Below are 24,808 nucleotides of genomic sequence, written 5' to 3'. Positions count from 1 at the left end.
GATGATAGATTCCATTCCAGCTCTTTCTAATGTGTCGTCCGAACAGTGAACGAAAGTAGAACAGATAATTCAAGCGCGAATTGACTGTGAGAGGGATGAGCTGCAATTTGGGTCAGGCCTGACGCTGGTGGAAGACGAAATTGCGGTGGCGACTGGAAGCTCAGCGATGCCCCAAATGAAACTGGGCAGCTGGTGCTGTCCGCTGCGGCGCTATGATGTCAGACGATGATATCGGCCGAATGACCTGGGGAATCTTCGGGGACGTCGAGGCCGACGTGGTCGACTGAGTTGCAGGCGGTGCGGCAGGACGAGTATATGCAAGCTGAGACGCCTGTCGCAGTCTCCGCGTTCCAGGCCGACGTTCTCCGCATTCCGAGGCCTGGTGAGCGATACGGGTGCGCCTGAGTGTCAATGGCGCATCTATCAACGGCCTGGTACGCGATTCACCGCCGTGCGAGCTGATCGAAACGGGCTTGGTCGATTGCATCGTAATAGCGCCGCCCACCAGGAAACATTTTTCTATCGTTTGCGGTTGGGGCCGCATGACGCGATTGTCGGACGCAACAAGCCAGCTTGGCAATGGGCAGTAGGCTGTCCACACTGTACTCCCTAGTGTCCAATACATACCTAACCAGACCGCCATGCCGTCACCTCCAGATTTCACCGACGATTTTCGCTCCGGGCTGATCACGCTGCTGCGCTGGCGCAGGGATGTGCGGCGCTTCGAGCCGACGGCTCTGCCGGAGGGTACGCTGGAACGCCTGCTCGAGCTCGCCAGCACTGCGCCCTCCGTTGGCCTCAGCCAGCCCTGGCGCTTCGTAGTCGTCGACAGCCTCAAGCGGCGCACTGCCGTGAGAGACTGCTTCGAGCGCTGCAATGCCGAGGCGCTCACGCGCTTTTCGGGAGAGCGCGCCGCACTCTATGCCCGGCTGAAGCTTGCCGGGCTCGACGAGGCGCCCTGTCAGTTCGCGGTCTTCGCCGACCGCACGACCCGGCAAGGCCATGGGCTCGGTCGCATGACCATGGCGGCGACCATCGACTATTCGGCCGTCATGGCAGTGCACACACTGTGGGTGGCGGCGCGGGCGGAGGGCATCGGCATGGGCTGGGTGTCGATCCTCGATGCGACCGAGATGGCCGAAATTCTCGACACGCCGCCCGAATGGACGCTGATCGGCTATTTCTGCCTCGGCTATGCCAGCGAGGAGCACGACATACCGACCTTGGAACGCGAATGCTGGGAACATCGGCGGCCGCCGGTGGTGATCAGGCGGTAGTGGGGCTGCCCATCATTCGCCTCTTCCTTGGCGATGAGCTTGACGCAGATCGGGTCGCCCTTCGCCACATTGCCATTCCGACCGAAGCCGAGGTTCGTGTTCTTGCAAAGGCCAGGAAAGAGCAGCATGACAAGCGCGACCGCAGCGAAGATGGCGCTTGCGACAACCGGGCTGAAGCCGGGCATGGAGGTGGTCGACCTCTGTTGCGGGGCGGCTGTGCCGATCGCCACGATCGCCCGCCATGTCGTCGCACTACGCCGACCAACTGGAGGCCGCGCAGCGCCGGCTGACCGGCGCCGGCGCGACCAATTGCGAATTCGTCGCCGGCTACGCGCTACGAACTCGCTACTCTGGTGTCACGCCCCGTCGAGTCTTCACGGCCAACGCCTCGACGGCGTCCCGGACCGACCGCGGCTGGCACGTGCCGTGCGCGAGGCGCTCGCCCCCGGCGGACATTTGTTATCGTCAACTGACACCGGCAGCCGCGCGAGAAGACGACGGTCCTGAAGCGAACTCAGGCTGTCGCCAAGACAGACCATCGCCGATGCCCAAGTCGGCGGCACCATGCTCCTAGATGCCGACTGCCTGACAAGGGGTCGCAGGCCCGTCGTCCGTCCACTGTCCAAGGCCTCCTGGCCTTTCCGAGGCCGTGATCCTGCCGCGGGTGTGAGTTTGCGATCCTCATAAGAGCGTCAGGCGCGAATAGAAGTTTGGGTCGTGGCTCCACAGCGGCCGACCTATCCATCGGGTGGATGGTAGTTATCACAACAATCAATTTTACCAATATTATGGAATTCCACTACAAGGCCGCCACTTAAAGCGGCCGGACGGGTATCCGTCTCGCGTGGGCTGGTGCTGCCCGCAAAGATGCGGAGACGAACATGTGCGGGATTGTTGGCATCGTTGGGCAACAGCCGGTGTCGGATCGGTTGATCGGCGCGTTGAAGGGTTTGGAATATCGCGGCTATGATTCCGCCGGCGTTGCGACGATCATCGAGGGTGCCTTGCACCGCCGGCGCGCCGAGGGCAAGCTCGTCAATCTCGAGACGCGACTGAAGGAAGAGCCGCTGAGCGGCAACGTCGGCATCGGCCACACGCGTTGGGCAACCCACGGGGCCTCGACCGAACGCAATGCGCACCCGCACTTTAGCGACGGTGTCGCCGTAGTCCATAACGGCATCATCGAGAATTTCACCGAGCTGAAGGACGAATTGGCGGCGGATGGCGCCGAGTTCCAGACCGACACCGACACCGAGGTCGTTGGGCATCTCTTGGCAAGATACCGCCGAGAGGGCATGAGGCCGCAAGAGGCCACGCGTGCCATGCTGAAACGCGTCAAGGGCGCTTATGCGCTTGCCATCCTCTTCGAAGATGAACCGTCGACCATCACGGCGGCGCGCAACGGACCACCGCTCGCGATCGGCCACGGCGACGGCGAGATGTTCCTGGGCTCCGACGCGATCGCCCTTGCTCCCTTCACCAATGAAATTACCTATCTCATCGACGGCGACTGGGCCGTTGTCGGCAATTCGGGCGCCCATATCTTCGATGTCGACGGCCGTCCCGTCGAGCGTCCGCGCCATATCTCCACGGCCGCGGCCGATCTCGCCAACAAGGGCAACCATCGCCACTTCATGGAGAAGGAGATTTACGAGCAGCCCGAGGTCATAGCCCATGCTCTCCATCATTACATTAACATCATAGACAGTCGCGACATGGTTCCTGGCATTGATTTCGCCAAGGTCCCGAGCTTGGCGATCTCTGCCTGCGGGACCGCCTATTTCGCCGGACTGATCGGAAAATACTGGTTCGAGCGCTATGCGCGCCTGACGGTTGAAATCGACGTTGCGTCCGAATTCCGTTACCGCGAGATCCCGTTGCCGCCGCAGTCGGCGGCTCTTTTCATCTCGCAGTCCGGCGAAACCGCCGATACGCTTGCGTCATTGAGGTACTGCAAGGAGCGTGGGCTGAAAATTGGCGCTATCGTCAATGCCTGCGAATCGACCATCGCTCGGGAGGCCGATACGGTTTTCCCGATCCTTGCCGGACCGGAGATCGGCGTCGCCTCTACCAAGGCTTTTACCTGCCAGCTTGCCGTTCTAGCAGCACTCGCCATCGGCGCGGCCAGAGCCCGCGGGACCGTCCCCGAAGACGAGCTGCAGGCGCTCGTCAGGAGCCTCGCCGAATTGCCGCGCGTGATGGGCCACGTACTCGAGTGCATCCAGCCGGAAATCGAGTTCTTGTCGCGCGAACTGTCAAAGTGTCGTGACGTCCTGTATCTCGGCCGTGGCACCAGCTTCCCGCTAGCGATGGAAGGTGCGCTGAAGCTCAAGGAGATTTCCTACATCCATGCCGAGGGCTATGCAGCGGGTGAATTGAAGCACGGGCCGATCGCCTTGATAGACGAGAACATGCCAGTGATCGTCATCGCGCCCCATGACCGTCTTTTCGACAAGACCGTTTCCAACATGCAGGAAGTGGCTGCCCGTGGAGGGCGGATTATCCTCATCACCGATGAAAAAGGGGCAGCCGTATCGAAACTCGAAACCATGCACACGCTCGTGCTGCCGGTTGTCGACGAGATTATCGCGCCAATGATCTTCTCGCTCCCGATACAGCTTCTAGCCTACCACACGGCGCTCTTCATGGGGACGGATGTAGACCAGCCGCGCAATCTCGCAAAATCGGTCACGGTCGAATGATTGTGAACCTGTACAGGTGGCGATGCGCCTCCAGGAAAGCGGTACCCCTTGTCTGGATCCGAAGCCCGGATGAAACCAGATGACCATTGTTTGCTGCAATTGTGAAACTCGGTAGCGGTTACGAGCGGGTCCTTCGCTGCCTCGCCGGTGGAGATTGCCGAAGGAAGCAGTGTCCGTGCCGAAAGTTCGAGTTGCTGTTCAAGAAAGCCATCGGCGAGAATGGTCCACGAAGGATCGCAGGTCGCATGCGCTACGCCGACCAGGCTCTCAGCACGGGCAGTCTTGATACTTGATCAGAAGCAGGTGAGCCGCCATATTCCGGCCCGGCCAATTCAGCGGCCCATCCCATGCATGAGGCCGGTTCGGCCGAATGGACGACCATTTTTTTTATTTGCTAGGTGTGCGCCTCGGGAGGAATCTCTGAGGGAGCTCCCAGTTCTTGGAGATGTTTATGAAGGATTCGCGCATTCCCGAACCAGTCTTGACGGCTATGTCCCAGGGAACCCACATCGTCCGCGCTTATCGCGAGCACCTTGGATATTCGATCGACGACCTGGCCGTCGCGTGCGGGCTGGCCGCTGAGGAAATCCAAAACATCGAGCGAGGTCTGAGGTACAGCAAGGGCTATCGGGATCGGATAGCGAAATCGCTTTCCATACCTGTGGGAATTCTTGAGTCGGAGTTGGACATTTCGGACGCCGCCTGATCAGTCGGATGATCTGCAATGGGTGGACTAGCTGTTGTGATGTGAAGCTTGCGGCTGATGTCGACGCTTGAGTCGATTTGATGCGAATGCCTTCTGGCGCAGCTCGCCGAACAACAAGCGATATAGCCGCCCGGAGTGCTACGAAACGTGCACGACGGCATCGGCTCGCGACGAAGGATTGTAACGGCGAACTCTTCCTAGTTCGGCAAGGCGATGCTGGCTTGAGCATCAACTCGGCCTACGAGAGGGGCTACTCCTAGGCTGAATCGTCCAACATGGCGAGTCGCGCCGCTCTGAAAGTACCATGGCGGGCATCCTGACGTTTCCGGGTTGACTATGGGCGTTCGAACCACGAAAAGGGGCCGCTCTTCGTGAGTGGCGTGCGCCGGCAGTCTGGCCCCCAAGCCCCCCGCCCAGGCTGCCGGCGCGCTTCTAGAAAGATCGAAGTAGGCACTCGCTTGCGCTCTGCCCGCTGACACCTTGTGGTTCCTCCTGCGGGTCCAGCGGACCACCATGGGTGTCGCCAGTTCTGGTGGTCACGCGCCTCCATTTGCGATCTCGTGTCAGTGAGTGCACCGCAGCACCCTCTCTGCTAGCCTGAAAAAGCCATGGGGGTTGGTGGATGTGGCGCAAGCCCGTTGAAATGACGTAGGAATGCCTACTTAAGCCGATCCGAACCATTTCCCGAGACCACACCCACCATGAACGATCTTGCGCTGCCGCTGAGCGGTTTGTCATCAGTCGGCGGCAAGTCCGTCGTCGCCCGTTTCGACGGCGGCATGCTGTCGTCCAACAGCGGCGTTCTGGCCTAGGCCGAGGTGGAAAAGCGGTTGCGGGTGGCCGAGCGTCTGGCGCGTTGCATCGACGATCCGCGCTGCCCGGACCAGGTCGTCCACAGTCTGGCGGACATGATCGGCTTTCGCATGAAGATGATCGCCGCCGGCTACGAGGACGGCAACGACGCCAACCGGCTGCGCCGCGATCCGGTCTTCAAGACGGCCCAGGATGCGCTGCCGTCGGGTCGGAATCTGGCGTCGCAATCGACGCTGTGCCGGCTGGAGAACCTACCCGGGGTGCGGGAGCTGGTCGCGATGGGACGGGCGATGGTCGATCTCTATTGCGCCTCGTTCCGGCAAGTGCCGAAGCGGATCGTACTCGACATTGACGACACCTTCGACGCTGTGCACGGAGGCCAACAGCTTCGCCTGTTCAATGCACCATGACGAGTACGGCTTCCAGCCGATCGTCGTGTTCGATGGTGCGGGACGGTTCGTCAGCGCGATCCTGCGACCGGCCAAGCGGCCGAGTGGTGCTGAGATCCGCCCCCACCTGCGCCGTCTGGTGCGGGCGATCCGGATCAACTGGCCGAACATTCGAATCCTGCTCCGCGGCGATAGCCATTATTGCAACCCGCAGGTCATCGACTGGTGCCGCGCCAACGATGTCGACTTCATCTTTGGCCTCGCGCCCACCACGACCCTGCGCAAGCATGTCGCGGATCTGGAGGCCAGCACGACCGCGCGCTTCGAAGCGTCGGCCAAGACAGGCAAGGTCCGCAGGTTCAAGAAGTTCGTTGACGGCGCCCGCGGCGCGGCCGGGCCGGCAGCACTCAGGCGACATAACGGGCGCAGAGCCGACCCTGCGGCTTCCAGAAATTTGTCGTGTACAGCTTCAGACCCTCAAGCCGAGCCCGCAGGGCCTCGCTTACCTTTTACGGGGCGGCGGTACGTCCAAGCCGGTTCAACAGTTAAGAATTTCGCAAAGACGATACCCCCGGATCGTCGAGCTTCCGCTGCCACTTCCCGCATTCGCCGAGGCGGTCAATGACCCGCCCTTCACAATAGTTATCCGGCAAGCATCTGGATGCGAGAGATAATGTTGCCGGAGGCATCTCTCATGGCTTCTACACCTGCCTGAACGCCAGAACCGCGTTCGTGCCGCCAAAGGCGAAGGAGTTGCTCAGTGCCACGCGCACCTTGCGCTCGCGTGCCACATTGGGCGTGACGTCGAGATCGCAATCGGGGTCCAGCTCACGATAATTGGCAGTCGGCGGCACGACGCTCTCGCGGATAGCCATCACGCAGGCGATCAACTCGAGCGCGCCGGAAGCGCCGAGGCAATGCGCGTGCATGGACTTGGTAGAAGAAATGGACATTGAGAAGGCGTGCTGACCGAAGACGCGCTTGATCGCCGCCGTCTCGATCTGGTCGTTGGCCTTGGTGCCGGTGCCGTGCGCGTTGAGATAGTCGACATCTTCGGCATCCAGCCTGGCATCGGCAAGGCAGGCCCGCATTGCTGCCTCCGGCCCCTCGACAGTCGGCGCGACGATGCCGGACGCATCGGCGGAAAGGCCGGCACCCGCAATTTCGGCAAGGATGGTGGCGCCCCGAGCCAGGGCATGCTCGTAGCTTTCCAGCACCGCCATGCCGGCTCCTTCACCAAGCGACAGGCCCTGGCGATCGGCCGAGAATGGCCGGCAAGTATCGGGCGAAAGCACGCGGATCGCTTCCCATGCCTTCAGCACACCCCATATGAGCGGCGCTTCGCTGCCGCCGGCAAGCATCACGTCGGCCCGGCCGAGCCTGATCTGGTCCACCGCGCAGGCAATCGCATGGTTTGCCGAGGAACAGGCGGACGTGACGCCGAAGACCGGCCCGCGCAGGCCGAGACTCATGCTGACCTGGCCGGCAGCGGCACCCGGCATCGCCTTGGGTACAGTCAAGAGAGCGGCACGCTTACCGCCCAGCAGGATGGCGCGGTAGGTTTGCTCGATCGCATCCCACCCGCAGCCGCCAACGCCCACCGTCGCACCGAAGCGATAGCTATTTCCCTCTTTGGAGGAAAGTCCGGCCTGACGCATGGCTTCCCGCGCCGCAAGCACAGCGAGCAGGCTGAAGCGGTCCATGGAGATGAGTTGCTTGCTGTCGATGTCATGCTCCGGCAGGGCCTTGATCTCGGCACCGATCCTGACCCTCAATTCATGGAACTCGGAGTTGACGATTGGGCCGATGGCGGAGCGGCCTTCTCGCATCTCTGTCCAAATGGCGGCGGCGTTGGTTCCAAGCCCGCAAATTCCGCCAATCCCAGTAATCACGACGCGCCTGTCCATTCACACCCCCGTAGCGAGCAAGCTGCGCACGGCTTCCACCATGTCCCCAACATTCTGGAGATCCGACCATGCCTCGGCCGTATTCATCTCGATCTCGATGCCGTAGGCCTGCTCCAGGTCCCAGAGAACGTCCGCCAATCCCAGTGAATCGATACCGAGCGAAGTCAGTCCCGTGGCGGCCGTTATCTCGCCGCCCGTGGCAGGCGCTATGCCGCCCTCCGACGCGGCGCGCTTCTTGATCATTGCGATTATTTCGTTGGCGAGTTGATCTGCCATCTTGTTCCTTTCTAGCTTGCGTTTTCGGCGTCGTTCAAAACCCGAGTCGCGTCGCGTTGCCAAAATTGCCCCTCATAGAGCCTGTGCGACCGACCAAGCCCAATGCCCATAGGAACCGGACGAGCTCCGGCTTCTTCGGCGTCAGCCCGATGACGAAGAAGAGTCGCCGGCCTCCCGGTTTTGCGCCAGCACATCAAGAATCTGCGTGTAAATGGATAGGAACCGTCGTCAAACGTCAGCTAAACGCTGCGACGGTGGGTGCCGTCAGCGTATTCACTCGGCACCTCATATGTAATCGAGATGTTTCATAGCTCCGGACCAGTTGCGATCAACTATGTACCGGTCGCCATTCGTCGGAGAGTTCGACATGATTTGGAGCGCTGCCTCTCATTCCCAGTACAATCTCCACCGCACGCGACAGATTTCCTCTTTCGGGCTCTTCTCAAGGGACTCGCCACGCGATAGAGGCAGTCATCGGCGCACGTGAGGTCCTGCCAGGTCCATGCGACATTCCGGAAAATTGGTAAAATCGTTTGTTTCAATCAAATTCATCCACGCTATGGATAGCTAAGACATGCGTTTCAAAGGGCTCGATCTGAATCTTCTCGTCGTTCTCGACGCGCTGCTTAGCGAGCGCGGCCTCACGGCGGCGGCACGCAGCATCAACCTAACCAAATTCATGTGGGTTGGTGGATGTGGCGCAAGCCCGTTGAAATGACGTAGGATTTGGTTGCTTAAGCCGATCCGAAATTTCCCGGAGACCACACCCACCATGAACGATCTTGCGCTGCCGCTGAGCGGTTTGTCATCAGTCGGCGGCTAGTCCGTCGTCGCCCGTTTCGACGGCGGCATGCTGTCGTCCAACAGCGGCGTTCTGGCCTTGGCCGAGGTGGAAAAGCGGTTGCGGGTGGCCGAGCGTCTGGCGCGTTGCATCGACGATCCGCGCTGCCCGGACCAGGTCGTCCACAGCCTGGCGGACATGATCGACTTTCGCATGAAGATGATCGGCGCCGGCTACGAGGACGGCAACGACGCCAACCGGCTGCGCCGCGATCCGGTCTTCAAGATGGCCCAGGATGCGCTGCCGTCGGGTCGGGATCTGGCGTCGCAATCGACGCTGTGCCGGCTGGAGAACCTACCCGGGGTGCGGGAGCTAGTCGCGATGGGAGGGGCGATGGTCGATCTCTATTGCGCCTCGTTCCGGCAAGTGCCGAAGCGGATCGTACTCGACATTGACGACACCTTCGACGGTGTGCACGGAGGCCAACAGCTTCGCCTGTTCAATGCCCACCATACGAGTACGGCTTCCAGCCGATCGTCGTGTTCGATGGTGCGGGACGGTTCGTCAGCGCGATCCTGCGACCGGCCAAGCGGCCGAGTGGGGCTGAGATCCGCCCCCACCTGCGCCGTCTGGTGCGGGCGATCCGGATCAACTGGCCGAACATTCGAATCCTGCTCCGCGGGGATAGCCATTATTGCAACCCAGGTCATCGACTGGTGCTGCGCGTCGACTTCATCTTTGGCCTCGCGCCCACCACGACCCTGCGCAAGCATGTGGCGGATCTGGAGGCCAGCACGACAGCACGCTTCGAAGCGTCGGCCAAGAGAGGCAAGGTCCGCAGGTTCAAGAAGTTCGTTGACGGCGCCGCTAGTTGGAGCCGCGTCGAGCGCATCATCGCGCGGGTCGAGGTCGGCGCCCACGGTGGCGATATCCGCTTCGTCCCCCGCCTGCCATCACGCCGGAGCAATCCCGGCGCCTGACGAGGCGCGTGGAAAAGCACCGCAACGGCGACCACAGCGTCGCTTCAGGCCGTCAAAAGCTTATCGCCGTGCATCAAGGCGGCTAGATGGCAACGAGGCTTATGCCGCCCGAGCATCGCAGCTAAGTATGCATGAGGGGTCGTCCCTTCAAAATACTTGATACATTTGCGCTTGCGTAGCTCCTTGCATACGCTCGATGCCAGGAGGAGACCTCTGTTCTAAACGCTCGCATCGATGCAACGCCGTTGACACCATCATCGCGGCGACCCCTTTGCCGCGGCCGCCGCAGCCCGTTTCGAGCATGACGATCATGCCGGCGCCATCGCAGTGATGCACTTGCAAATTCAGAGATGCACTCTGGCCAAATGCTAGGTGCCCAGCATATGTCCGGCATCCCGCAACGCCGCTACGAAGAGACGGGCATTGCCGTTGGCATCCATCTTGGCCTGCATCGACAGGGGCATCCTGTGCCAGCTCTCCAAGGCCGCAATGTAATGTGAGAACATACCGTTAACGATGCAATAGTGGGTAACTAGGCCGTGTCCGTCTAACGCCAGCACGCCGAATTGGCCGCCGTGATATCGGATGGCTGCGACCCTCTGGACCTGCGCGTCACCGTCGATCCGCACGTTGAAAAGCAGGCTGCCGCGGCTCCTGGTGGCTATCTCGGCGGCTTTTTCAGCGAAGCTCAACGAGAGCGAGCGGACGCTTTCGACTGCCATCTGTAAAACCATCAAGTTCAGTTCATCCACTGCCATAAGGTACCTGTGCGCAAGACATGGGTGATTGCAATCGACCACACCGCTTGTTCACAGATGTCGGCTCACGACCGGTTATTCAGGGTTCGCCGGTTATCCATTGAGGGCGTGCTCATCAAATGATCCTGACGTGGAATGCGCTGCATCTACGAAGCGCGAGGAGCAGGCCAGCCAAAGCTGTCGCGACAATTGATCTCATAATCCACCCCGATATCTGGATTTCGGCATCGCTGAACATCCCTGGTAAGTGAGCTGTTTGCGGCAAGCCCATCTCAGCTTTGTACTCCGAAACCGTTGCAATGGAGTCGCTCGGCGCTCGGGACCGACAGGCTCTGCTCGTCGAGAACTTTGTCCCCGAGAAGCGTTCGACTTTGAGCATTCCGCTGAAGGGTGACGTCTCGCCAGTCAGTGTCCTTGCAGCTCACCGCGATGGCTTTTTGCGCATCGCACGCAAGCGCACGAATTGGTCTCCGTTCACTTCACAAAATGGTTTTCCTGAAGTACTGGAGCGCAGAGAAATCTCCGGTCGCAGCCTACCCGGTTAAAACAAGGATCCAACGATGAAGACTCTCGTCGTCTGCTCCGGCGGATTGGATTCCGTTACTCTTGCCCACAAGGTGGCAGCGGAGCACCAGCTGACCGGCCTGCTATCGTTCGATTACGGCCAACGGCATAGGAAGGAATTGGGCTTCGCCACCCTTTGCGCGGAGCGCCTGAGTGTCCCGCAGCGAATCATCGATATCCACGAGATCGGCGGCGACCTTTCCGGCTCCGCGCTGACCGACAATGTGGACGTGCCCGACGGGCACTATGCGGAAGACACGATGAAGATAACGGTGGTGCCCAACCGGAACGCCATCATGTTGGCCATTGCCTTCGGCCTCGCCGCAGCGCAAGACGCTGACGCAGTGGCGACGGCCGTGCATGGTGGGGATCACGTTGTCTATCCCGATTGCCGTCCGGCCTTCATCGACGCTTTCCAGATGATGCAGGACCACGCGCTCGACGGCTACGCGCAGATTCGCCTTTATGCACCCTATGTGAACCTGACGAAGGCGGACATTGTTATGGATGGAGCCACATACGGCACGCCGTTTGCGCAGACCTGGTCCTGTTACAAGGGCGCCGAGCGTCATTGCGGGAGGTGCGGGACCTGCGTCGAGCGGCGTGAGGCGTTTCACATCGCTGGGCACCCGGACCCAACCGAGTATGAGGACTCCGACTTCTGGCTCGGAGCGCTGCGAAGGACCACCGCGTAATGTTCCGCATCACCAAGGAATTCCACTTCTCAGCCTCGCATCAGCTCACCTCATTGCCACCCGATCACCAATGCGCGCGCCTGCACGGACATAACTACATCGTCGAAGTGGAGCTTTCAGCGGATGGACTGGACGATCACGGCTTCGTGCGCGACTACCACGACTTGGCGCCATTCAAACGCTACATCGACGAGAGCTTCGACCACCGGCATCTCAACGACGTGCTGGGACACGAGCAAATCACGGCGGAATATCTGGCCAGACATTTCTACGACTGGTGCAAGGCACGCCTGAGCGAAACCGCGGCCGTGCGGGTGAGCGAAACGCCGAAAACCTGGGCGGAATACCGGCCATGACGAATACTCATCCCGCAATCCGCGTTAGCGAGATTTTCGGGCCGACGATCCAGGGCGAGGGCGTGCTCATAGGTTTGCCGACGATCTTCGTCAGAACCGGCGGGTGTGACTATCGCTGTTCCTGGTGCGACAGCCTCCATGCTGTGGACAATCAATTCCGGCATGAATGGGAGATGATGTCCGTTGGGGCGGTGTGGAAAAATGTGCTTGCCCTTTCCGGTGGCCGCCCGGTGATGGTGTCGCTATCAGGCGGCAATCCGGCCATCCAGCCGCTCGGCGCGCTCATCGACCGGGGCCATGGTGACGGTTACCGTTTTGCGCTGGAAACCCAAGGGTCGCTTGCCAGGGACTGGTTTGCGCAGCTTGACGTGCTGATCCTCAGCCCAAAGCCGCCGTCAAGCCGAATGACGACAGATTGGGCCGCTGTCGAGGCGTGCCTCCAGGCGGCACAAGGCAAGCCCCAAGTCGTGCTCAAGCTCATTGTTTTCGACGAAAGGGACTACACCTACGCGAAAGACGCCGCTGCGCAATTTCCGCAACTTCCGATCTATCTGCAGCCCGGCAATCACACGCCGCCACACCCCACAAATGATGACGCGCCTGTCGACCTTGACGGAATATTGAAGCGCATGGAGTGGCTGGTTGACAGCGTGACCCGCGACAGATGGTTCGAGGCCCGCGTGCTGCCGCAGCTGCACGTTGTGCTCTGGGGTAACAAGAGAGCCGTCTAGCCCAGGCCCTTTCCACTGGAACTGCGCCGGCAGAATTCGGGTGAACGGGTGGTTCAGGTCGAAGGGAGCTGTCGCCGACAACCATGATCCGACAGGCAGGGCTCGAGCGGACGATATCGTCGCTGCGCCAAGACGCGTCTGGTCCGCTCAGAATCTTGTCTCGATAGACGGTCGCCGATCAACAAACGTACCGCGGTCCATGATCGACTGAGAGGCATGACCGTTCCTCTGAGTGCTCAGACTGCCGCCGAGTGCCTGGCCGTTCCAGCTTCGAAATATTTGTCGAACCTGGCCGCGATGCTTCGGACGAAAGGGCGACTTTCAGCCGGCACAACGAATCTGTCGCCATCAAGTTCAAGCAATCGAACCGGATCGTGGAGGGCCATGGAACTTGACTGAAGGAGGAGCCTCTGGCCGGCCTCGCCGAAGCGTTCCACCAGATCGATGGCCGAGAAGGCGAAGTCGCACATCAAACGTTCGATGATCCAGCCGCGAACGCGGTCGTCGTTGGAAAGTGCGATACCCCGAACAGCGGCCAGCCCGCCGTCATCAACCATGCGTCTATATTCGCTAGTTGAAGGCATGTTCTGCGCATAGCCTTGCCGAAACTGGCTAATGGATGACGGGCCGAGCCCGATCAAGATTTCGCAGCAATCGTCCGTGTAGCCCTGAAAGTTCCGGTGCAAAGTCCCGGTGTGTGCCGCAATCGCCAGCGCATCGCCTGGTTTGGCGAAATGGTCGAGCCCGATTGCCTCGTATCCATTGTCTACAATCGCCTGTGCAGCCAGTTGCGACTGGGCAAAGCGCTCCGCGGGACCCGGCAACCAGGCCTCGTCGATCATCGTCTGATGTTTCTTGAACCACGGTACATGCGCGTAGCCAAACAGTGCGATCCGATCCGGTTCCAGGGTCAGTGCCTGCGTGACCGTAGAAGCGACGCTTTCCCTGGTCTGGTGCGGCAGACCATAGAGCAGGTCCAGATTGACGGATTCGACGCCGCGCGAACGAACGCCGTCGACGACCGTCTTGGTCTGCAGGAAGCTCTGCTCGCGGTTGATCGCCTTTTGCACCTTCGGATCGAAATCCTGAACGCCGAGGCTCGCACGGGTCATGCCGATTTCGGCAAGCGCATCGAGGCGGGCATCGTCCATATCGTTGGGTTCGATTTCAACGCTGATCGTGGCGCCGGGAAGAAAGCCGAAGCTGTTGCGCAGGGCGGTTCCCAGCGCCACCATATCTTCGGGTTTGAGCATGGTCGGCGAACCGCCACCGAAATGGACGGCACGGACGCGACCCTTGCCTGCGACAAGACTGGCGACGGTGGCGATCTCGGCATGCAGTGAGCGCAGATATGTGGTCACCGGTTCGTAATGGCGTGTCTGCTTGGTATGGCAGGCACAGAACCAGCAAAGCTTGTCGCAGTATGGGATGTGCAGATAGAGCGAGATTTCGTCGCCCTCGTCGAGCCGCTGTAGCCAGCCACGACAAACGGTAGCGTCAACGCTTGCATTGAAATGCGGCGCGGTCGGGTAGCTCGTGTAGCGCGGGACGTTCTCGCCAAATCTGGCAACTAGCTTTTGTCGCATGTCGTGGTCCACCGTGTTTGCGTCGCCCGAACTGTGGATGCTTGGATGAGCCTAAGCCCTGATTTCGATCAACCTTCAGCACGGACAAACTGCCGCAAGGATTTTTCTACCGTGGATGCTATCCTGCCCGCACGGACCGTTAGAGCGATCGAATGACATTACGGCAGGATATTCACAGTTCCGGCATCCCCGTTCTTTGCCTGTCTTGCGAGGCACGGCGCCGCGGTGTCTGTGGCGCGCTAGAGCCAGACCATTTGGCTCAGCTCGCCAAGACGTCGTCGCGGCACAATATCGAGCCGGGGGTCGAACTGATCGGCGACGCCGAGGCGGTCGACTGTTATTCGAACGTGCTTTCAGGCGTGGTGAAGCTCACGAAGAGCCTGTCAGATGGACGCCAACAGATTGTCGGCCTGCAGTTCGCCCCGGATTTTCTGGGTCGGCCCTTCAAGATGAAAAGTGCGATCAATGCGGAAGCGGCAACAGCTGTCTCGCTATGCTCGTTTCCCAGAGCGGCCATCGAACGGATGATGAAGCAGTCACCCGAATTTGTGCATCGCCTGCTCAAGCAGGCGCTGAACGAACTTGACGAGGCACGCGAATGGATGGTGACTCTGGGGCGCAAGACCGCACCAGAGAAGGTGGCGAGCTTTCTCCTCATGATTGCCCGGAACATCGACTCCAATGTTGACCCGACGGCTAGCTCGACGTGCTTCGAGCTGCCGATGACGCGTGCCGACATTTCTGATTTCCTTGGAATCACAAACGAGACCGTGAGCCGTCAGCTGACCAGCCTGAGAATGGACGGCGTGATTCGGATCGAGAACAACCGCCGCGTCACCGTGGACAGCATGAGCCGGCTGGAACGGCGCTGCGGCGGCCGAGGCGCTACAGCCGTTTGAATGACGCAGAAGCTGCATGGCCCCCGTCACCTACTTCATTCGGGGCAGGGCATGCTCGCGTTGGGCTCAGAAGAAGTCGCGTAGCGACAGCCCGTTCTCCATCCGATCGTATGCGCCAGTTGCCTTTCGGCTCGTCGGCGAAGCATCCACACTTGGCCGAAGTCAATACGCCTCATCCGCAGGGGAAAATCGCCGTCCCCAAGCCATGAATGTCACGACGGCAGCGTAACGCTGGCGCTGGCTGTTCCAAGGCATTGAACGCGGGTTCGGTAAGGCGTCGACGTGCTTTCCAGCGTCGCAGAAGGTGCGCTCCCCCACACGCCCGCGGTCGCCTCCGCACCCGGGGCCCGACCGGGGACGCCAGGCCCCATCCATAAACGGGCGGCCGGTGGTGCGCTTCCACCTTCGATCGTCGCAGTCTGATCGCACCGAACTCGATGCTGCTCGAGCAAAATGGTGCGGCTCTGACATGGATCAGGGCGAGCAGGCGACGGCTGCGCAATAAGGCACCGCGGTTTGGCATCCGCCGAAATTGGAAATCGGGGCTTGCGATGAAATTCGGCAAAGAAATCGTGCTTCTAAGCCTGTTCGCATTCGCGGCTTTGGTGGCGGCTGGCGCTGGGGTGGATGAACCCTTTCGCCAGCATATGTGGGTCTTGTTCTTCGCCTTGGCTGGCTTCACTGCGATCCTACTGCGTAACACTGAGTTCAAGCCTGCCGCTCCGATCGACCCGTCCGCCTACATGGATGGTCCAATCCGCTACGGCGCCATCGCCACCATGTTCTGGGGTGTGGTTGGCATGCTGGTCGGGGTGGTCATCGCGCTGCAGCTTGCCTATCCCGATCTCAACATCCAGCCCTGGTTCAACTTCGGCCGCTTGCGGCCTCTGCACACCTCGGGCGTCGCCTTCGCCTTCGGCGGCAACGCGTTGCTTTGCACGTCTCTCTATGTCGTCCAACGCACATGCCGCGCCCGGCTGTTCGGTGGCGATCTCGCCTGGTTCGTGTTCTGGGGCTACCAGCTCTTCATCGTCATGGCCGCGACAGGTTATCTGCTCGGCATCACCGAGAGCCGCGAATATGCGGAACCCGAATGGTATGTCGACATCTGGCTGACCATCGTCTGGGTCGGCTACCTGATCCTGTTTCTGGGCACCATCCTGAAGCGCAAGGAACCGCACATCTACGTCGCCAACTGGTTCTACCTTTCCTTCATCGTGACCATCGCGATGCTGCATGTGATCAACAACCTGTCGATGCCGGCCTCCTTTCTCGGCTCCAAGAGCTATTCCGCATTTTCCGGAGTCCAGGACGCCCTGACGCAGTGGTGGTACGGCCACAATGCCGTCGGGTTCTTCCTCACCGCCGGCTTCCTCGGCATGATGTATTATTTCGTGCCCAAGCAGGCAAACCGGCCGGTCTATTCCTACCGTCTGTCGATCGTCCATTTCTGGGCAATCATCTTTCTCTACATCTGGGCTGGGCCCCATCATCTGCACTACACGGCCTTGCCCGACTGGGCGCAGACGCTTGGCATGGTGTTCTCGATCATGCTGTGGATGCCGTCATGGGGCGGCATGATCAACGGCCTGATGACGCTGTCGGGCGCCTGGGACAAGCTGCGCACTGACCCGATCATCCGCATGATGGTGATGGCCATCGCCTTCTACGGCATGTCCACCTTCGAGGGCCCGATGATGTCGATCAAGACGGTCAATTCTCTGTCGCACTATACCGACTGGACCATTGGCCACGTTCACTCCGGTGCGCTCGGCTGGGTCGGCATGATCTCGTTTGGCGCAATCTACTTTATGGTGCCGAAGCTGTGGAACCGTGAACGGCTCTACTCGCTTCGCCTCGTTACCTGGCACTTCTGGCTGGCGACGCTTGGCATCGTTGTCTACGCCGCTGTCATGTGGGTGTCCGGCATCATGCAGGGCCTGATGTGGCGCGAATACGACGAGCAGGGCTTCCTGGTCTACTCCTTCGCCGAAACCGTGGCCGCTATGCACCCTTATTACATCATGCGCGCCATCGGTGGGGCCATGTACCTCTCCGGCACCCTGATCATGGCCTGGAACATCGCCATGACCATCCTCGGCTACCGGCGCGAGCAGGATCCGATGCCGCGCTCCACCCCCGCCCTCCAGCTTGCGCGATGATGAGACAGAAAATGAGGTTGATGAACAGACACGCGGTCATCGAGAAGAACGCTACACTTCTCCTCCTCGGGTCGCTGCTGGTCGTGACAATCGGCGGCATCGTCGAGATCGCGCCGCTCTTCTATCTCGATAATACGATCGAGAAGGTGGAAGGCATGCGCCCCTACTCGCCGCTCGAACTTGCCGGGCGAAACATCTATGTCCGCGAGGGCTGCTACCTCTGCCACAGCCAGATGATCAGGCCGTTCCGTGACGAGGTCGAGCGCTACGGCCACTACAGCCTGGCGGCCGAGTCGATATACGACCACCCCTTCCAGTGGGGATCGAAGCGCACCGGACCGGATCTCGCCCGCGTTGGCGACCGGTATTCCAACCTGTGGCACGTGGATCACCTGACAGATCCACGGTCCGTGGTGCCGGAATCGATCATGCCGAGCTATGCCTTCCTGAAGGACAAGCCGATCGCGGTGAAGGACTTCTCGACGCATCTGGTCGCCAACAGGCGCGTCGGCGTCCCTTACTCCGACGACATGATCGCCAACGCCAATGCCGATTTGATGGCGCAGGCTGATCCCAACGCTGACACATCCGGCCTCGAGGCCCGCTACCCCAAGGCCAAGATCGGCGACTTCGACGGCTACCCGCAGCAAGTCACCGAAATGGACGCGCTGGTTTCTTATCTCCAGATGCTGGGCACGCTGGTCGATTTCAAGAACTACGATGAGACCGCCGGCTACCGCTGAGGACAATGGCCATGACGTACAATTTCATGCGGGAGTTTGCCGACAGCTGGGGCCTACTTGCCATGGCTCTTTTCTTCATCGGATCCGTTGCCTTTGCAGTTCGTCCCGGAAGCCGCAGGCAAGCCGGCGAAGCAGCTCAAATTCCTCTGAAGGAGGACTGATCATGAGCAGCGATCACATCGACGAGGTTTCCGGCATCTCAACCACCGGTCATGAGTGGGACGGCATCCGGGAGCTCAACAACCCGCTTCCGCGCTGGTGGATCTGGACGTTCTACATCACCATAGTCTGGGCGATCGGCTACACCATCGCCTATCCGGCATGGCCTCTGCTGCACACGGCAACCAAGGGGGTGCTCGGCTACTCCAGCCGCAACGATGTCGGGAACGATTTGTCCGCGGCTGAAGCGGCCAAGGGCAAATATGTCGCCGCGATAGAAGCGAAAAGTGTTTCGGAGATCGCGGCGGACGACACGCTGCGCAAATTCGCCGTCGCCGCCGGCGGTGCCGCGTTCAAGCTCAATTGCGTGCAGTGCCATGGTTCCGGCGCCCAGGGCTCCAAGGGCTTCCCCAACCTTAACGACGACGACTGGCTGTGGGGCGGCAAGGCGGACCAGATCCAGCAGACGATCACCCATGGCATTCGCTTCGCCACCGATCCGGATACGCGCCTGTCGGAAATGCCCGCCTTTGCCGACATCATCACCGCCGACCAGATCAAACAGGTCAGCGCCTACGTCGCCAGTCTGTCGGGGGCCGTCGTCAATCAAGCATTGGTCGCGCCGGGCGCAGAGGTCTTTGCCGAAAACTGCGTGGCCTGTCATGGCGACAATGCAAAAGGCAACAAGGAACTCGGCGCTCCAGATCTGACCGACGCCATCTGGCTCTACGGGTCAGGCGAAGCGGCCATCGCCGCCCAGGTAACCGCACCGAAACACGGCGTGATGCCGGCTTGGGGCGCGCGCCTCGGCGAGATCAAGGTCAAGGAACTGACGGTCTACATCCATTCGCTTGGCGGCGGAGAATAGGAAAGCAGCCTATTCTCGTCCTCCCCCTCCCGCCAAGCGACGAGGCCCGGCGCAAGCCGGGCCTCGGCATCATCCAGAACCGATGAGTCGGCTTCCGGCGAAATCGTCGCTGGTGACTGGAGCTTCTCGTGCTCGATAACACGCAAATAGAACGGATCGAACCCACGACGGTCAACTCCGCCAAGGTGCGCCAGCCAATGTATGCCGCGCGCAGGAAGATCTTCCCGAAGCGGGCCTCGGGCAGCTTTCGCCGATTCAAATGGATCGTGATGGCGATCACGCTCGGCATCTACTATCTGACGCCGTGGCTGCGCTGGGACCGCGGTCCGTTTGCCCCCGACCAGGCGGTGCTGCTCGATGTCGTCAACCGGCGCTTCTACTTCTTCTTCATCGAGATATGGCCCCAGGAATTCTACTATGTCGCCGGCCTTCTGGTCATGGCCGGCGTCGGTCTTTTCCTGATCACGTCGACTGTTGGCCGTGCCTGGTGTGGCTACACATGCCCACAGACCGTATGGGTCGATCTGTTCCTGGTCGTCGAGCGCGCGATCGAGGGCGACCGCAACGCACGCATCAAGCTCGATGCCGGTCCCTGGACCACTCGTAAGCTTGTGCTGCGGGCATCGAAACACGTCATCTGGCTGGTCATAGCCGTAGCGACTGGTGGCGCATGGATCTTCTATTTCGCCGATGCGCCGACGCTGCTCGGCGAATTCTTCACCGGCACGGCAGCGCCTGTCGCCTACATCACCGTCGCAGTCCTGACGGCGACGACCTACACGTTTGGCGGGCTGATGCGCGAACAGGTCTGCACCTATATGTGCCCATGGCCGCGCATCCAGGCAGCCATGCTCGACGAGAGCTCGCTCACCGTCACCTACAATGACTGGCGCGGCGAACCGCGCACGCGTCACGCCAAGAAGGTTCTTGCCGCAGGGCATCCCGTCGGCGATTGCGTCGACTGCAATGCCTGTGTCGCCGTCTGTCCGATGGGGATCGACATACGCGACGGTCAGCAACTCGAATGCATCACCTGCGCGCTCTGCATCGATGCCTGTGACGGCGTCATGGACAAGCTCGGCAAAGCGCGAGGACTGATCTCCTACGCGACGCTCTCCGACTACAACGCCAACATGATGCTGGCCACCGCAGGCGGCCCCAGCTCGGTCGATCCATCACTGGTCAGGACGGATGACGGCCTGTTTTCGGACAGGGTGGCGCATTTCTATATCCGCAAGATCTTTCGGCCACGAACCTATGTCTACATGGCCATGTGGTCGCTGATCGGGCTGGGCCTGCTCTTTTCGCTGCTGACGCGCGACCGGCTCGAAATCAATGTCCTACACGACCGCAACCCGCAATTCGTGACGCTCTCGGACGGCTCGATCCGCAATGGCTATACCGTCAAGCTCTTGAACATGATCCCCGAACCGAGAACGATTATCGTCACCCTCGGGGGTTTGCCAGGCGCGGAGATGAGCATCGTTGGCGTCCATCTCCCCGCCGATCGCTCCTTTGCAGTCCAGGTCGAACCCGACCGGCTGAAGATGCTGAAAATTTTCGTGCGCGTGCCTGCCGATCAGATCCACGGCGAAGCGCAGACCTTCACATTCCGGGTCGAAGACAAGGTCAGCTTCGAGTCCAACGAATACACCGCCACCTTCAATGCGCCGGAGATCGCCAGATGACCGCCACCACGCGAAAACCCCGCGAGTTCACCGGCAGGCACATGTTGGCCACCGTCCTTGCCTTTTTCGGCGTGGTCATCGCGGTCAATCTGACGATGGCGACGCTTGCCAATACAAGCTGGACCGGCCTTGTCGTCGAAAATACCTATGTGGCGAGCCAGCAATTCAACAAGAAGGCCGAGGAAGGCCGTGCGCAGGCAGCGCTTGGCTGGACCGGCCAGTTGACCATCGCATGGGACGAAGTCCGCTATGGCATCATCGACGCCGCGGGCAAACCGGTTTCCCTGCATGGCGTGAAGGTGCTGTTTCGCCATCCGGCTTACGAGAAAGAGGATGAGTCCGTCACGCTCGTCCTCGTCTCTGGCCAGGAGTTTGCAGCACAACACGTGCCAAGGGACGGAGTGTGGATTGTCGAAATCGACGCCGATGCCGGCCTGGCAAAACCTTATCGCGACGTGCGCAGGGTCATGATTTCCAATGGAGCGCTAAAATGAGCTGCTGTGCACCGGGCGCGGAAGTCGCGCTGGATCTTGTCAGCGCCACTTCAGTTCTGCCGTCCAGCCAGGAGGTCAGGCTGGCCAGCCGATCGCTTGGCGACGACCTTCATCAGACCGACCTTTCGGTGCCGACCGTTCATTGCGGCGCCTGCATCCAGACGATCGAGACGGCCTTGGGAAAACTCGGTCACGTCGAGGCAGCTCGCGTGAACCTGTCAACCAAGCGGGTCTCAGTCCGCTGGCGCGGCGACGAGGCTCCACCTTTGGTCGCTGTGCTCGGCCGGCTCGGCTATCAGGCGCATTTGTTCGAAGCCGAGATTGATGCAAAGGACAAGGTGCTTTCGGAGCTTATCCGCGCCGTCGCTGTTGCCGGCTTTGCTGCGGGCAACATCATGCTGCTCTCGGTGTCGGTCTGGTCCGGCGCCGAGGGCGCCACCCGCGACCTGTTCCACTGGGTCTCGGCTCTGATCGCCATTCCTGCGCTGGCCTTCGCCGGCGGCATCTTCTTCAAGGCGGCGTGGAATGCGCTGCGCCACGGCCACATGAACATGGACGTGCCGATAGCCGTCGGCGTGTCGCTGGCCTACGCCATGAGCCTCTATGAGACGATCACCCATGGCGACCACGCCTATTTCGACGCATCGGTATCCCTGCTGTTCTTTCTCCTGATCGGTCGCACGCTCGATCACGTGATGCGGGAACGCGCGCGGACCGCGGTAAAGAACCTGTCACAGTTGGCCGCACGCGGTGCCATGGTGCTGCGCGGCGATGGCGCTCGGGACTATCTGCCGGTGGGCGAAATCGAACCGGGGATGCAACTGCTCATTGCAGCCGGCGAGAGAATCCCCGTCGACAGCACGATCGTTCATGGGGCGTCGGATCTTGACTGCTCACTGGTCACTGGCGAGAGCACGCCGCGAAACGTCGCGCCAGGGGAGATTGTGCAGGCCGGTGTCCTCAACCTCACCGGTCCGCTGACGATTGAGGCGACAGCGGCCGCCAAGGATTCATTCCTGGCGGAAATGGTTCGGTTGATGGAGGCCGCCGAAGGTGGTCGCGCCCGGTATCGCCGTATCGCCGACCGCGTGTCGGCACTCTACGCGCCCGTGGTTCATCTCACCGCCTTGGCAACCTTCCTGGGCTGGATGGCGGTGACTGGCGACTGGCACCGGGCGATGACGATCGCCATCGCTGTTCTCATCATCACATGCCCGTGCGCGCTTGGCCTCGCCGTTCCAATCGTTCAGGTAGTCGCCGCGCGGCGCCTGTTCGAGAACGGCATCATGGTCAAGGATGGCTCGGCCATGGAGCGCCTGGCGACGATCGATACAGCCGTGTTCGACAAGACCGGGACGCTCACGCTTGGGAAGCCACGGCTCGTCAACGCAGCTTCGATTGATCCCGCCATGCTGGCAATCGCTGCCGACTTGGCCGCGCATTCGCGTCATCCATATTCAAAGGCCATTGCCAGCTTTTCCGTCAGCAGCAGCCAGCACAAATTCGACGCGGTGACCGAGCACCCGGGTTTCGGGATCGAAGCCACAGCCGCCGGTAGCATCTGGCGGCTGGGTAGACGCGGATGGGCTGGCTGGAAGGCTCGAACCGGCGGCGAAGGCAAACATGGCTACGGCGGAACAGTCCTGACGAAAAACGGCATGATTGTCGCATCCTTCGTTTTCGAGGATGCGCTGCGCCTCGACACCAGGGCAGCGATCGATCAACTGCGCAACGCTGGTATGTGCGTGGAAATGCTGTCGGGCGATACTGCGAAAGCCTGCGCCGAGGTTGCCGACATGCTTGGTGTCGATGACTTCGTTCCCTGCCTGCTACCGTCCGGCAAGGTTGAACGCATCGAGAGCCTGGCGAGAGACGGGCACAAGGTTCTGATGGTTGGCGACGGGCTCAACGACACACCAGCGCTGAGCGCCGCGCATGTCTCGATCGCACCCGCCACGGCGGCCGACATTGGCCGCAATGCAGCCGACTTCGTTTTTCTGCGCGAAAGCCTCTTGGCGATCCCGCTGGCGCTGGACGTGTCGCGCAAGGCGGGAAGCCTGATCCGACAGAACATAACAATTGCGATCGTTTACAATGCTGTGGCCGTGCCGATCGCCATTCTGGGTCATGTTACGCCTCTCATCGCGGCGGTCGCGATGTCTGCCTCGTCATTGCTTGTGATTGGAAATGCCATGCGTCTGCAAGGCTTCGCAACGGCTGCGTCGTCCGAAACTGCGCGGCAGGACAGGCCCGCGCGGGCCGGCGCCTTGGCCCGATCCTCATGACGACGCTCGCCTATCTCATTCCGGTGGCGCTATTCCTTGGCGCACTCGGCCTGTCCGGCTTCCTGTGGGCGTTGAGAAGCGGCCAGTACGACGATCTCGATGGCGCGGCGGAGCGCATTCTTATCGACCGCGATAGAATCCTCCTCGTTCCAAGTGACTCAGATCAACGCGCCGCGGGTCGGGATGTCCTATCGTCGTCACGAAAGATCAGGAGGGTGAGGATGCAAGCCGAATCCATAATGACGAAGCCAGTCATCACGACGCATGCGAACGCGACGATAGCCGAAGCGGTCGAGCTCATGCTTTCAAAAAAGGTCAGCTGCCTGCCGGTAGCGAACAGCGACGGCACCCTGATCGGCATTGTAAGCAAAAGCGACTTCTTGCGCCGAGAGGAACTCGGGACCCAGCGTGTGCGTCCGCGCTGGCTGGAGCTTGATCTTGGCCCGGGCACAACCGCCAATGACTATGCGCGCTCGAATGGACGGATTATCCATCAGGTGATGACCACACCCGTCATCTCGGCGCCTCCTGGCGCCCCGATTGCAGATATTGTCGACCTGATGATGCAACATCGCATCAACAATGTTCCGATTGTCGATCGGGACAGGGTCGTCGGCATCATCACGCGAACTGATTTGCTGCTTGTCCTGATCCGCGCCATGCCGAAACAGGGCACCACGCCACCCGATGACGACCTGATCCGCAAGGCTATCCTTGCCGAACTGCAGTCACAAACCTGGAGCGGTGGTGACTTGATCGATGTGAGGGTCAGCGACGGCCTTGTCGAACTGAAGGGGGCGATTGTCGATGAGCGTCAGCGGAAGGCAGCGATGGTTGCGGCTGAGAAGGTTGCCGGCGTCGGGCAAGTCAAGGACGGCCTCCTCCTCAGTAGGGACCCGTTCGGTGACGGTTTCATAGCTGCGGAAAAAGCGGGGACGCCAAGCAGAGTCCCTTTGGTTCTGCTCCCTTCCCACATCACTTGGACATGA

General features: G+C 60.8%; 19 protein-coding genes and 4 pseudogenes. 19 read left to right on the top strand and 4 right to left on the bottom strand.

The window, feature by feature from the left end; all coding sequences use genetic code 11:
- The first annotated feature begins 641 nt into the window (after window positions 1-641).
- The 5 genes and pseudogenes from bluB to NKJ58_RS19125 all read left to right on the top strand — a co-directional run.
- Complete coding sequence (gene bluB, locus NKJ58_RS19145) at window positions 642-1,277, top strand: 5,6-dimethylbenzimidazole synthase (RefSeq protein ID WP_023690605.1); 636 nt, start codon at window positions 642-644, stop codon at window positions 1,275-1,277.
- 881 nt (window positions 1,278-2,158) lie between these two features.
- Window positions 2,159-3,979 carry a glutamine--fructose-6-phosphate transaminase (isomerizing) gene (glmS, locus tag NKJ58_RS19140; RefSeq protein WP_023708077.1) on the top strand — a complete coding sequence of 607 codons (1,821 nt, stop codon included), beginning with the start codon at window positions 2,159-2,161 and terminating at the stop codon, window positions 3,977-3,979.
- A 451-nt stretch (window positions 3,980-4,430) separates the two neighbouring features.
- Window positions 4,431-4,685 (top strand): helix-turn-helix domain-containing protein, encoded by a 255-nt coding sequence (locus NKJ58_RS19135; protein WP_031197535.1) that lies wholly within the window; start codon window positions 4,431-4,433, stop codon window positions 4,683-4,685.
- 701 nt (window positions 4,686-5,386) lie between these two features.
- Window positions 5,387-6,269 (top strand): annotated as a pseudogene (locus NKJ58_RS19130) (IS1380 family transposase); the annotation flags it as partial.
- 168 nt (window positions 6,270-6,437) lie between these two features.
- Window positions 6,438-6,602, top strand: a pseudogene (locus NKJ58_RS19125) (LysR family transcriptional regulator); the annotation flags it as partial.
- Here NKJ58_RS19125 and NKJ58_RS19120 read toward each other — a convergent pair.
- Window positions 6,589-7,794 carry a beta-ketoacyl-[acyl-carrier-protein] synthase family protein gene (locus tag NKJ58_RS19120; protein WP_023708073.1) on the bottom strand — a complete coding sequence of 402 codons (1,206 nt, stop codon included), beginning with the start codon at window positions 7,792-7,794 and terminating at the stop codon, window positions 6,589-6,591. The pseudogene NKJ58_RS19125 and the gene NKJ58_RS19120 overlap by 14 nt on opposite strands.
- Complete coding sequence (locus NKJ58_RS19115; RefSeq protein WP_023708072.1) at window positions 7,795-8,070, bottom strand: acyl carrier protein; 276 nt, start codon at window positions 8,068-8,070, stop codon at window positions 7,795-7,797.
- A 574-nt stretch (window positions 8,071-8,644) separates the two neighbouring features.
- On the opposite strand from NKJ58_RS19115, the pseudogene NKJ58_RS19110 reads away from it, so the two are divergent.
- Window positions 8,645-8,746: pseudogene (locus NKJ58_RS19110) on the top strand (LysR family transcriptional regulator); the annotation flags it as partial.
- A gap of 96 nt (window positions 8,747-8,842) precedes the next feature.
- Window positions 8,843-9,792 (top strand): annotated as a pseudogene (locus NKJ58_RS19105) (IS1380 family transposase); the annotation flags it as partial.
- Between the two features lie 407 nt (window positions 9,793-10,199).
- Here NKJ58_RS19105 and NKJ58_RS19100 read toward each other — a convergent pair.
- Window positions 10,200-10,589, bottom strand: a complete 390-nt coding sequence (locus NKJ58_RS19100) for a hypothetical protein (protein ID WP_023673549.1) — start codon at window positions 10,587-10,589, stop codon at window positions 10,200-10,202.
- Window positions 10,590-11,149: 560 nt separating this feature from the next.
- Here NKJ58_RS19100 and queC point away from each other — a divergent pair.
- Genes queC through queE form a run of 3 tightly spaced genes read left to right on the top strand, consistent with a single transcriptional unit; the run spans window position 11,150 to window position 12,935 of the window.
- On the top strand, window positions 11,150-11,848 hold the full coding sequence (gene queC / locus NKJ58_RS19095; protein ID WP_023708066.1) for a 7-cyano-7-deazaguanine synthase QueC: 699 nt from the start codon (window positions 11,150-11,152) through the stop codon (window positions 11,846-11,848).
- Window positions 11,848-12,204 carry a 6-carboxytetrahydropterin synthase QueD gene (gene queD / locus NKJ58_RS19090; protein ID WP_023708065.1) on the top strand — a complete coding sequence of 119 codons (357 nt, stop codon included), beginning with the start codon at window positions 11,848-11,850 and terminating at the stop codon, window positions 12,202-12,204. The genes queC and queD overlap by 1 nt, the downstream gene beginning before the upstream one ends.
- On the top strand, window positions 12,201-12,935 hold the full coding sequence (gene queE / locus NKJ58_RS19085; RefSeq protein ID WP_023708064.1) for a 7-carboxy-7-deazaguanine synthase QueE: 735 nt from the start codon (window positions 12,201-12,203) through the stop codon (window positions 12,933-12,935). Before queD ends, queE begins: the two co-directional genes overlap by 4 nt.
- Window positions 12,936-13,171: 236 nt before the next feature.
- Here the strand turns inward: queE and hemN are convergent, their stop codons facing one another.
- Entirely contained in the window at window positions 13,172-14,521 is a 1,350-nt protein-coding gene (gene hemN / locus NKJ58_RS19080) for an oxygen-independent coproporphyrinogen III oxidase (protein ID WP_023708063.1), read from the bottom strand.
- A 152-nt stretch (window positions 14,522-14,673) separates the two neighbouring features.
- Between hemN and NKJ58_RS19075 the strand changes: the two genes are divergently transcribed.
- From NKJ58_RS19075 to ccoS, 9 genes are all read left to right on the top strand, one after another.
- Window positions 14,674-15,420, top strand: coding sequence for a Crp/Fnr family transcriptional regulator (locus NKJ58_RS19075; protein ID WP_023708062.1), 747 nt, complete (start codon window positions 14,674-14,676; stop codon window positions 15,418-15,420).
- A 551-nt stretch (window positions 15,421-15,971) separates the two neighbouring features.
- A complete protein-coding gene (ccoN, locus tag NKJ58_RS19070) occupies window positions 15,972-17,582 on the top strand; it encodes a cytochrome-c oxidase, cbb3-type subunit I (RefSeq protein WP_023708061.1) in 1,611 nt (536 codons plus the stop codon).
- 11 nt (window positions 17,583-17,593) lie between these two features.
- On the top strand, window positions 17,594-18,325 hold the full coding sequence (gene ccoO / locus NKJ58_RS19065; protein WP_023708060.1) for a cytochrome-c oxidase, cbb3-type subunit II: 732 nt from the start codon (window positions 17,594-17,596) through the stop codon (window positions 18,323-18,325).
- Window positions 18,326-18,336: 11 nt separating this feature from the next.
- Window positions 18,337-18,486 (top strand): CcoQ/FixQ family Cbb3-type cytochrome c oxidase assembly chaperone, encoded by a 150-nt coding sequence (locus NKJ58_RS19060; protein WP_023690689.1) that lies wholly within the window; start codon window positions 18,337-18,339, stop codon window positions 18,484-18,486.
- Window positions 18,487-18,488: 2 nt separating this feature from the next.
- Window positions 18,489-19,352: a cytochrome-c oxidase, cbb3-type subunit III gene (gene ccoP, locus NKJ58_RS19055; protein WP_023708059.1), complete on the top strand. Its 864-nt coding sequence runs from the start codon at window positions 18,489-18,491 to the stop codon at window positions 19,350-19,352.
- A 128-nt stretch (window positions 19,353-19,480) separates the two neighbouring features.
- On the top strand, window positions 19,481-21,040 hold the full coding sequence (gene ccoG / locus NKJ58_RS19050) for a cytochrome c oxidase accessory protein CcoG (protein ID WP_352853616.1): 1,560 nt from the start codon (window positions 19,481-19,483) through the stop codon (window positions 21,038-21,040).
- Window positions 21,037-21,534, top strand: coding sequence for a FixH family protein (locus NKJ58_RS19045; RefSeq protein WP_352853615.1), 498 nt, complete (start codon window positions 21,037-21,039; stop codon window positions 21,532-21,534). The genes ccoG and NKJ58_RS19045 overlap by 4 nt, the downstream gene beginning before the upstream one ends.
- Window positions 21,531-23,819: a cation-translocating P-type ATPase gene (locus NKJ58_RS19040; RefSeq protein ID WP_352559076.1), complete on the top strand. Its 2,289-nt coding sequence runs from the start codon at window positions 21,531-21,533 to the stop codon at window positions 23,817-23,819. Before NKJ58_RS19045 ends, NKJ58_RS19040 begins: the two co-directional genes overlap by 4 nt.
- Window positions 23,816-24,808 carry a cbb3-type cytochrome oxidase assembly protein CcoS gene (gene ccoS, locus NKJ58_RS19035; protein WP_198023244.1) on the top strand — a complete coding sequence of 331 codons (993 nt, stop codon included), beginning with the start codon at window positions 23,816-23,818 and terminating at the stop codon, window positions 24,806-24,808. The genes NKJ58_RS19040 and ccoS overlap by 4 nt, the downstream gene beginning before the upstream one ends.

Source organism: Mesorhizobium sp. M0139, from assembly GCF_040322455.1.
In the GTDB taxonomy this organism is placed as follows: Bacteria; Pseudomonadota; Alphaproteobacteria; order Rhizobiales; family Rhizobiaceae; genus Mesorhizobium.
This window is presented reverse-complemented; position numbering and strand designations above follow the sequence as displayed.

Coding starts and splice junctions, on each gene's coding strand:
- bluB (WP_023690605.1), top strand. CDS start 642: ATGCCGTCACCTCCAGATTTCACCGACGATTTTCGCTCCGGGCTGATC.
- glmS (WP_023708077.1), top strand. CDS start 2,159: ATGTGCGGGATTGTTGGCATCGTTGGGCAACAGCCGGTGTCGGATCGG.
- NKJ58_RS19135 (WP_031197535.1), top strand. CDS start 4,431: ATGAAGGATTCGCGCATTCCCGAACCAGTCTTGACGGCTATGTCCCAG.
- NKJ58_RS19120 (WP_023708073.1), bottom strand. CDS start 7,794: ATGGACAGGCGCGTCGTGATTACTGGGATTGGCGGAATTTGCGGGCTT.
- NKJ58_RS19115 (WP_023708072.1), bottom strand. CDS start 8,070: ATGGCAGATCAACTCGCCAACGAAATAATCGCAATGATCAAGAAGCGC.
- NKJ58_RS19100 (WP_023673549.1), bottom strand. CDS start 10,589: ATGGCAGTGGATGAACTGAACTTGATGGTTTTACAGATGGCAGTCGAA.
- queC (WP_023708066.1), top strand. CDS start 11,150: ATGAAGACTCTCGTCGTCTGCTCCGGCGGATTGGATTCCGTTACTCTT.
- queD (WP_023708065.1), top strand. CDS start 11,848: ATGTTCCGCATCACCAAGGAATTCCACTTCTCAGCCTCGCATCAGCTC.
- queE (WP_023708064.1), top strand. CDS start 12,201: ATGACGAATACTCATCCCGCAATCCGCGTTAGCGAGATTTTCGGGCCG.
- hemN (WP_023708063.1), bottom strand. CDS start 14,521: ATGCGACAAAAGCTAGTTGCCAGATTTGGCGAGAACGTCCCGCGCTAC.
- NKJ58_RS19075 (WP_023708062.1), top strand. CDS start 14,674: ATGACATTACGGCAGGATATTCACAGTTCCGGCATCCCCGTTCTTTGC.
- ccoN (WP_023708061.1), top strand. CDS start 15,972: ATGAAATTCGGCAAAGAAATCGTGCTTCTAAGCCTGTTCGCATTCGCG.
- ccoO (WP_023708060.1), top strand. CDS start 17,594: ATGAGGTTGATGAACAGACACGCGGTCATCGAGAAGAACGCTACACTT.
- NKJ58_RS19060 (WP_023690689.1), top strand. CDS start 18,337: ATGACGTACAATTTCATGCGGGAGTTTGCCGACAGCTGGGGCCTACTT.
- ccoP (WP_023708059.1), top strand. CDS start 18,489: ATGAGCAGCGATCACATCGACGAGGTTTCCGGCATCTCAACCACCGGT.
- NKJ58_RS19045 (WP_352853615.1), top strand. CDS start 21,037: ATGACCGCCACCACGCGAAAACCCCGCGAGTTCACCGGCAGGCACATG.
- NKJ58_RS19040 (WP_352559076.1), top strand. CDS start 21,531: ATGAGCTGCTGTGCACCGGGCGCGGAAGTCGCGCTGGATCTTGTCAGC.
- ccoS (WP_198023244.1), top strand. CDS start 23,816: ATGACGACGCTCGCCTATCTCATTCCGGTGGCGCTATTCCTTGGCGCA.